Raw genomic sequence first — 8,222 nt, 5'->3', positions numbered from 1 at the left:
GCTCAAACTCCGCCGCGGCGCCCAGCACTTGCAGCGTGAACTTGCCTTGGGGCGAGGCGGTGTCGATTGGGTCTTCCACAGAGCGAAAGAACGCGCCCTTGGCCTCCAGCTGTTCGATGACCTCAAGCAGATGCGAGAGCGACCGCGCCAGCCGGTCGATGCGGACCACCACCAGCGTGTCGCCGGGGCGGATCTGTTCGAGCACTTTCGCCAGCACCGGCCGCGCGCGATCCCCGCCAGAGGCGTGCTCTGCATGGACCTGTGCACAGCCCGCATCGGTGAGGGCACGAGTCTGGGGCAGGGGGGTCTGCTCGTCGGTTGAGACGCGGGCATAGCCGATCAGGGGCATGGGCGGGCCGTTTGCAATTACACAAGTCATAAATAAACGACCCATTAGAAACGAATGCAAGGGCGTGCCCTTTGGAACCGCTTAATACAGACCCCTTTGTTTCCATACGGTGAGCGCGATCAGGGGGCTCTCGCCGATCATCGCGCGCGCCTGCTGCATAGGGTGAGGAAACGCACTCTGACCAAAGCCTTGGGTGAGATACAAAACCGACTTATTTTGCGCATATGAAGCATCCAGTGGCTATAAAGCATGATAGTTTTGTCGATCTTCTTGCCGCGCGCGGCATCATCCTGCGCTGTGAAACGATCCGGACGTGGGGTGGCAGGTTTGGTTCAAAACAGGTTGCTTCCACCCGGCGCGAGCCCGTGTTTCGCAGCGCCGTAAGGCCGAAGCGTGTCAGTGATTATCCGTTCCGGAACGACGCCATATCGTTTGACCAGCCGCAACAAACGTCGCTTTGCCGCGCACGTGTCTCGTCGGGAGTGCAGGATATCATCCAGAACGACACCGTCCTGATCGACGGCACGCCAGAGCCAGAATGACCGATCCGCTTTCCTCACCACGGCCTCGTCCAGATACGAGACATCGCCGGGGCGGGAGTGTCGGCGGCGCAAGGTGCGTGCAATCGGCGGCCAGAACGTGAGGGTCCAGCGTTGGATCTTCCTTGTCGAAAACGTCGATGCCGCGCTCCGGCACCATCTTTTCGACCGCACGCAGGCTCGGATTGAAACGGATGCACAGCCAGACCGCGTGCGCGATGATTTCGGGCGGGACGCGGTGGGGTGTGTAGCTGATCGAAGGCTGGGTCGTTTACCTCGATTGCGATGACGTTGGCGCACCGGAAACCAATGCCACGTTTGCGTAATTACATTGAAAACCGCTTGTTGGATAGGTTGCCTATCCTTTGTAGATGCCCGCCTATGCCCATGTGGGGCCTCCGTTGGTTAGCGAAGTATGGCATTTAATGGCCATCAAACATTCTTCATTCGAACAACCTCAGACGGAAAGAAGTTTCACCATGAAATATGTAGCAATCGCATCTTTGGGTGCCCTCATGATGGCCGGTTCAGTCAGCGCGCAGGCGATCATCGACAACGGCACAGTTCAGCTCGGCGTCGACGAACTTGGGCAGTTGAATGTTTCTGGTGGCACGGCTTCCCCGGTTTCGGGAACAACAGCTGTCGGCCTGCGGCACATGCCAACCGGGTACGAGTCGACATCGCATGGGTGCGAATGCGAAGGCTGGGGCGTTGGCATCGGCGAGACCGAAGTTGCGGGATACGCAAACAATGCTATCGGAACAGCCAACCTCACAGGGCTTTCGTTCACGTCCACCGCGTCGACCGCAACATCGACTGTCAAGCTGACGTCGGGCGAGCTGGAAGTGACCCACTCTTTCGCACCAAGCGCCAGCACGTCGAACCTGTATGAAGTCAATGTTGCCATCACGAACACGTCCGGCGTCGATATCGCAGATTTGCGCTACACCCGCACCTTTGATTGGGACATCGAGCCCAACGCCTTCAGCGAAGTCGTGACGATCAGCGGCACCGGGACAACAGCGTCGTTGCTCAAGGCGACCAACAATGGCTTCGACAGTTCCAACCCTTTTGCCTCGCGCAGTACGCGTAGTGGCTATGTTGAGAACACCGATGTCGTCGATTTCGGGCCCGCCGACCATGGCGCAAACTTCGACTTCGGGTTTGGCGCGCTTGCCGCTGGTGAGACCTTCGAATTCTCCATGTTCTACGGCGCGGCGGCAACAGAGGCGTCTGCACTTGACGCTCTTGGCGAAGTTGGCGCGGAACTGTTTTCCCTCGGGCAGCCATCCAGTGACCCACTGGGCACCGGCACCAACGGTTCTGTTGATACGGCGACCTTTGTCTTCGGCTTTGCCAATGTTGGCGGCACGGTCATCATTCCTGACCCAACACCCCAAGTGCCGCTTCCTGCGTCCGTTCTGTTCCTGACGGGTGGTATTGCTGCCCTGGGCGCCATGCGCCGGATGAAAAAAGCAGCCTGACAGGGCCGCCGGATTTGAAGAAACATGTCTGCGCTGGGTTCTTGCCTAGCGCAGACTTTTTATGGGAGGGTTCGATATGACAAATGCTATTTCCATCGCCCTGGCGGCGAGCTTGAGTTTTCTGACATTAAGCAGCGCATCGGCTGCCACTGTGGGGACCGAGATTGACCCATCTGCGGATTGGGATGTGACCTGCGCCGATGAGCGCAACTGCACCGTATCCCGCGCCGTTCTGAATGCCGACACCGGCGAGCGGATTGCCACCTTTGCGCTGGAGTTCGGGGAAGACACCCAAGCCATGACACTCACCGTGCCGCTTGGAACCGCAGTTCAGGCCGGCGTGCGCGTTTTGGCCGGGGATACGGCAATCGATGTGCCGACCCTCGTGTGCCTGCCGACCGGCTGCCTTGCCGCACGAGACCTTCCAGACGAGGCGGTCACGCACCTGACCGCGGCGCGCACCATCGACATCCGGTTCTTTGCGTTCAAGAAGTCAGAGCCTTTGTCGGTGGCTATGGACATCACCGCGCTGAGCGATGTCCTGCGCGAGAAAATCTCCTGGCGCAAAGAGTGGGCGGAATAAACGGTTCTGTTGCGTTATCTTATTTTGCACCAAATCCAGCCTCTGGGCAGATGAAGATCATGCTGGATTTGCCCCGTTTTCGTGCCGCCGTGAGTACGCCTTTAGGCGTCTTCTGGAGCTGTTACGGAGTAATTACCAAACGCATGATACAAACATAACTCTGATCGCCTTGGGTTAAGTGGAGCGCGAGTTGAGGGGTGCAGAGCACAAGCCCGGAACTTGATTTCACACTTGTAGGTCAAGCGCATTATGGCGAGTCAGGTTTCGCGTTTATTGAAGTCTATGGTATTGAAGATCAGCCCGTCAGGCAGAGGATCTGAAAAGAGGCTGGTGAGCGGCTTCTGGCTCTGGGTTTCTCCGTAGACCTGATCGAAGCAAGGATGTTTTCCATATTGCGGTAACTCAACCGGATTAATAGGGAGTGGAACGGTTCAGCATGATTATTTCTACAGCTCCAACTTTCGATAATCTGCGTGACGAACAGAGATGCTTTATTGGCCCTCCCGCACCCCCTCAGATTCCAAAGTTTACTCCGGTGCGTGAGCGCGGTGCCGTTTACGCAATGATGTTGGATGATCTCGTGGCGCGGATTGCCGCCGAAACCTCCGCCTATGACAAGCAGAAGTGATGGTGGTGTGCCGCTCTCTTTGCGCACCGTGAGCCCTTCTTCGCAATTGAGCCGTAAGATGCGGTTGATGCCTGACGGCTCGCCATCGCGGCGCACCAGCACGAATAGGCGGCGGTATCCGAACCGGCGCCGTTCATTCGCCAGATCCCGCAACCGCCGACGCAACTCCGTCTCCGGCGGTCCGATCAATTGGTAACGAATCATTTTGCGATCCACCCCGCAAACGAAAATGGCGCCTGCCCCATCATCTGGGAGCAAGCGCCATGATCCAAAACTCTCTGCGGCCCGACGTGTGGCCCGCAGCGAAGCCTGACCGGTCACATACACAACCAGCCAGTTACGGGTTCGCAGATTACGCGGCTTTTGTGGCCTTGCTGGCTGCGGTCTTTACTTTCGTTCCGGCGTCATTGGCGGCTTTGCTGCCCTGCTCGGCGATATGCTGACCGGTCGTGGTCATCAGCTCGGTCGCATCGGTCTGCGCCAGCTTGGCAACGTCGCCAAGCGACTCGAAATGCGTCTTTACGAGCTCGGACTGGGCCGCGCCGAAGTCGCTGACGACTTTGGCGTAGTCTGCGGGCTCGTCTTGAACCTTGGACACAGTGCGCAACAGCGCCAGCGTGTCCTTGACGGTCTTCGTCGTGATGTCGTTCGACTTGTTTGCGGCATCGAGCGTGATGGCGCTGAACCGTTCGCCGAAGGTTGCCCATATTTTCCAGGCATCGGTCATGGTAGCGGAATCGACGCCGGTGGGAACGGCTTTGAAGAAACTGGTGAAGTCTTGGATATTCGTCATGGTGCGGTCTCCAGATTGATGTGTGTTCGGCCTCGGTGACCGTTGAACCTAAGGTAATGCTGCACTGCAGCATTGCAAGGGCCACCCACTGAAAACCGGGCAAAGAACTCGATTTCATTGCACACACCAGGGTCGTTGTTTTCGAAGTGGCCTTTTTGATTGCTCTGAGTGTTTCAATGCCTTTGAGAGCGTTCTTTGCGGCAGTCAGACTTCGGAACCTGAAGGGGGGTTGTCAGTTTCCAGCCACAACCAGAATAACGTGACTAAACTCGGGACGGATCAATCCGACTTGAGCAACGGTGAAGCGAGAACGCTGTCTGGCATGCTCCGCGACCACCAACGGGGTTTTACCCCTGTGGTGCGAGGTATCTTGCTGGGAGGATGAGCACGCGGCCTGAGTGGACGTGCATGATGCGCGCATGTGGGCCGCTTCGCAACCGCGTCAAGATCGTCAGACATCGTCGGCCAACCGCACGTCTTCGCATCAGAATGGATCCATCGATGGTGCCTTGTCTTCCGGTATTTCATCTTCATAGCCCGCCTCGAACGGGATCATACCGGCGTGTGCAACGGCAGTGAGTGCGGCGTATGAGGCCGCCAAGATCCAGGTTTCGTGGGGTGCCAGCGCAAGGCGCATCTCGTTCGGTGACAAAATAGGATTGCATTCCGCAGCGACCTCCGCACGCACCACGATGCGCGAGCCCGGATCGGCTGTGGCGCACAGCGTCAGTCCCGTTTGAACAGATCGCGGCCTGCCAGAGGAGCGTCCTGACTTGAAAGGGTGCAGCCAGCGTCCTGCTTAAATCAGAAGAACGCAACAGAACCGTCGGCCCCTATGAAATCGGTTGAAAGGGAGGGGGGAGGCCGGGCGTTCCTGTGATGAGCGCAGCAATGAAGTCGCCGTTTGCTCAAAAAAGTCAGCAGGACAATGCAAATTTTCGAATCTCTGAGGTCGGTTTTTGCCCCTTGCCGGATGAGTGCGCCGACAAAAAAGATGGCCTTGGTTTGGTGAAAGTTTAGCGACGTTACCTTGTGGTTGTAATGTTGGTCACTTTTCGCGCATCCGCTTGTAATGTCGGGTAGATCAATGGTGGCAGGAGCGATATTACAAGAGGCAACTGTACTTTGAATGGTTGGTTATAAAATGGGTTTTTACAGATCTTTCGTTAAGCCGTTGATGTGTTTGTTTGCATTGAGCGGCGCAACTGATGTCGCCGCCGCGACGTATGTTGAAAAATATGATTTTGTCGTTTCGGGCTTTGAATTCGAAAGCAATTTTTGGTCGAGGTTTAATCCGGCGGCAACAAATGGGGGCCCGTCGCTGGTTTCTGAATTACGGCTGAGCGCAACACTGTCCTTTCGCGGAACCGAAGATCGGGTCGGCGTATTCTCATCGGGCAAAATTGGTGTCACCGATGTTGCCGCCTCGGTTTCGACGATTGTGGTGCCCGGACTTCACGACGGTACAGTTGATATTGTTGGCTTTCGGGAACCCGAAATGTGGCCCCTGCAGCAGTCGGGTATGACAGGGGTGAGTACGCCCACTGGCAACAGCGGACAACTGATTTTCCTTTTCGAGGATCGATATGGGCGAGATCGTCCTTTCTTCACTTTCACTTTTCGCCTTCCAGGTCTGTTGAATGGGGAGATGAACCTTTCGGGGGCTTATTTCGATTATGAGTATCGGGAGTCTCCCATCCTCATGGACTCGCCAAAGTACCGGAGTGCTTACAGCAGTTCGACCTGGTCAGTGACCCGCACAACACTGGAGCAAGCGTCCACGACAGCGCCCATTCCTCTTCCTGCCAGCCTTGGATTCGCCGCGTCGGGGCTACTGCTTCTTACGCTCACGGGGCGTCGGCGCGCCCGCACCTGACGGGCTGTTCTGCGCGGCGGGATTGCAGGTGTGATCCCGCCGCAAGGCCAGCCACTCGAACCAGAACGTGGTCATTATTCCGGCACACGTGCGATTTTGGGACTAATTTTAAAACAACCTTAGAGAGAGACAGGCGGATTGTTTCTCGTTTGCAAAGCATGCACAGAGAAACTTTTCTCACAAGATCATACATGGTATCGCTCTGACCGTGGACGGTGACAATCGAGCGTTTTCAGAAACTTCCAGCTAAAGTGTTGATTTCGCTGTTAATTTTGTTTGTGAGTGGTGGAAATGTGTGAACTTTGTGATATTGATGGGTGCGACTGCTCGGACCAACCGGTCAATTGGTCATCTGTTGATGACGTCGATTCTTCCGGTGTGCCCGTTTCTGCCAATGGTGTTGCGCCAACAGTTGCCGATGCGGAGGGGTTAGATTCAACGCTGTCATGGTCTGGGACAACCGTGACATTCGCGTTCCCCGCTGCCGCCGAGGATTTCAGTATTGGATCCTATTATTCCGCCTATAACGAGCCGGGCTCGATGCTCGCATTGTCCGATTTTGGCAAAGACGTTCTGCGCGAAGCCTTTGCCTATTGGGATGATCTGATCGGCCTGAATATAGTGGAAGCAGACGCCGGAGATCTGGCGCAGATCAGTGTCGGCGCCTCCACTGCGCCCTCCACCGCGTGGGCTTATTATCCGGGCTCCTTTACGGCGAATGGTGACATATGGCTCAACACCAGCGCGTGGTACTTGGATGCCCTGTCCAGCCCTGAAGAACCGGTCATCGGCAGCTATGCCTATGCCACATCCATGCACGAGATTGGCCATGCGCTTGGCCTCAAGCATGCGCACCAAGCCTCGACCGGCAACAGCACAGTGCTGGATGAAGCGTATGATGCGCTGGAATATACCATCATGTCCTACCGGTCTTTTGCTGGCGCGGGGACCGGTGGCTACACGGTGGAAACCTGGGGCTACCCACAATCGCCGATGATGCTGGATATTGCGATGATCCAGCAGATTTACGGCGCGGATTTTACGACATTGTCGGGCGACACGACCTATACGGTCAGCGCCACCACGGGCGAATTTTTCATTGATGGCGTGTCGCAAGGCGTGCCCGGTGCGAACCGGGTGTTCCGTACCTTGTGGGATGGCGACGGCGAAGATCATATCGACCTGTCGAACTACACCACGGACTTGCTGATCAATCTGACACCGGGCGAAGGCATCGACCTTGATGTGAACAGCACTGCGCAGACGTCGCGGCTGGGCACGAATGATGATGGAGACACCGTGTATGCGGGATACAACATCTACATGTCGCTGCTTTATGAAAACGACACCCGTTCACTGATCGAAAATGCGACCGGCGGCACCGGCAACGATACCCTGATCGGAAATGATGCCGACAACACCCTGACCGGCGGTGGCGGCAACGACACCTTTATCGGCGGACTTGGGGCTGACCTTCTGGTTTTGGGAACCGGTATGGATACCGTGTCTGGCACACTGGCCGAATTGGATGGCGACACGATCTTTGGCTTTGATGCCACCTATGATCAGATCAAGATTGAGAATGCCACCCTTGGTATGGTGACAGCGCTTGTGTCGAACGGCCAGTTGATCCTGACCAATGGCACGGAAACGGCGACCTTGGAGCTGAACGGATTGACGGATGAATTCGATGTCATAGAGTTGGCTCAACAAAACACGGCTGTGGGTCTGGTCTTCCAAAATTCGTCGGCCCCAGTTGCGCCGGAAAGCCCGGTTGTCGAGGCCGAAACACTCCTGACCGATTCCATCGCGGCCTATACGGCTGCGGGTTTGACTGTTGTAACCGCCTCGGATGCGGGTGAAACGATCAACGGCAGTGGCGATGGGTCGGTGTTGCAGGGCGGTTTGGGCGATGACCGTTTGCGCGAAGATGCAGGCAACGACGTGATGTATGGCGGTGACGGCGCGGA

6 protein-coding genes and 2 pseudogenes are annotated in these 8,222 nt (G+C 56.6%); 4 read left to right on the top strand and 4 right to left on the bottom strand.

What is annotated here, in order from left to right:
• A partial coding sequence (locus tag E2L05_RS19790; protein ID WP_133344703.1) for a recombinase family protein occupies window positions 1-349 on the bottom strand: 349 nt, incomplete at its 3' end.
• 350 nt (window positions 350-699) lie between these two features.
• Window positions 700-1,144: pseudogene (locus tag E2L05_RS21440) on the bottom strand (IS6 family transposase); the annotation flags it as partial.
• Window positions 1,145-1,367: 223 nt separating this feature from the next.
• Here E2L05_RS21440 and E2L05_RS19780 point away from each other — a divergent pair.
• The gene (locus E2L05_RS19780; RefSeq protein WP_164687459.1) at window positions 1,368-2,372 is read left to right on the top strand and encodes a VPLPA-CTERM sorting domain-containing protein; all 1,005 of its coding nucleotides are present in this window, start codon (window positions 1,368-1,370) and stop codon (window positions 2,370-2,372) included.
• 76 nt (window positions 2,373-2,448) lie between these two features.
• Window positions 2,449-2,955 carry an invasion associated locus B family protein gene (locus tag E2L05_RS19775; protein ID WP_165971825.1) on the top strand — a complete coding sequence of 169 codons (507 nt, stop codon included), beginning with the start codon at window positions 2,449-2,451 and terminating at the stop codon, window positions 2,953-2,955.
• Window positions 2,956-3,601: 646 nt separating this feature from the next.
• On the opposite strand, the pseudogene E2L05_RS19770 reads toward E2L05_RS19775, so the two are convergent.
• A pseudogene (locus tag E2L05_RS19770) lies at window positions 3,602-3,808 on the bottom strand (IS3 family transposase); the annotation flags it as partial.
• Window positions 3,809-3,935: 127 nt separating this feature from the next.
• Window positions 3,936-4,376, bottom strand: coding sequence for a phasin, PhaP (locus E2L05_RS19765; protein WP_133344695.1), 441 nt, complete (start codon window positions 4,374-4,376; stop codon window positions 3,936-3,938).
• A 1,129-nt stretch (window positions 4,377-5,505) separates the two neighbouring features.
• Between E2L05_RS19765 and E2L05_RS19760 the strand changes: the two genes are divergently transcribed.
• Both E2L05_RS19760 and E2L05_RS19755 read left to right on the top strand, forming a co-directional pair.
• Entirely contained in the window at window positions 5,506-6,252 is a 747-nt protein-coding gene (locus tag E2L05_RS19760) for a hypothetical protein (protein WP_133344693.1), read from the top strand.
• A gap of 291 nt (window positions 6,253-6,543) precedes the next feature.
• A partial coding sequence (locus E2L05_RS19755; protein ID WP_133344691.1) for a M10 family metallopeptidase occupies window positions 6,544-8,222 on the top strand: 1,679 nt, incomplete at its 3' end.

Origin of the sequence: Meridianimarinicoccus aquatilis, from assembly GCF_004358675.1 — a bacterium.
Lineage (GTDB): Bacteria > Pseudomonadota > Alphaproteobacteria > Rhodobacterales > Rhodobacteraceae > Meridianimarinicoccus > Meridianimarinicoccus aquatilis.
The sequence above is the reverse complement of the archived record's forward strand: the minus strand, read 5'-3'. Positions and strand labels throughout refer to the sequence as shown.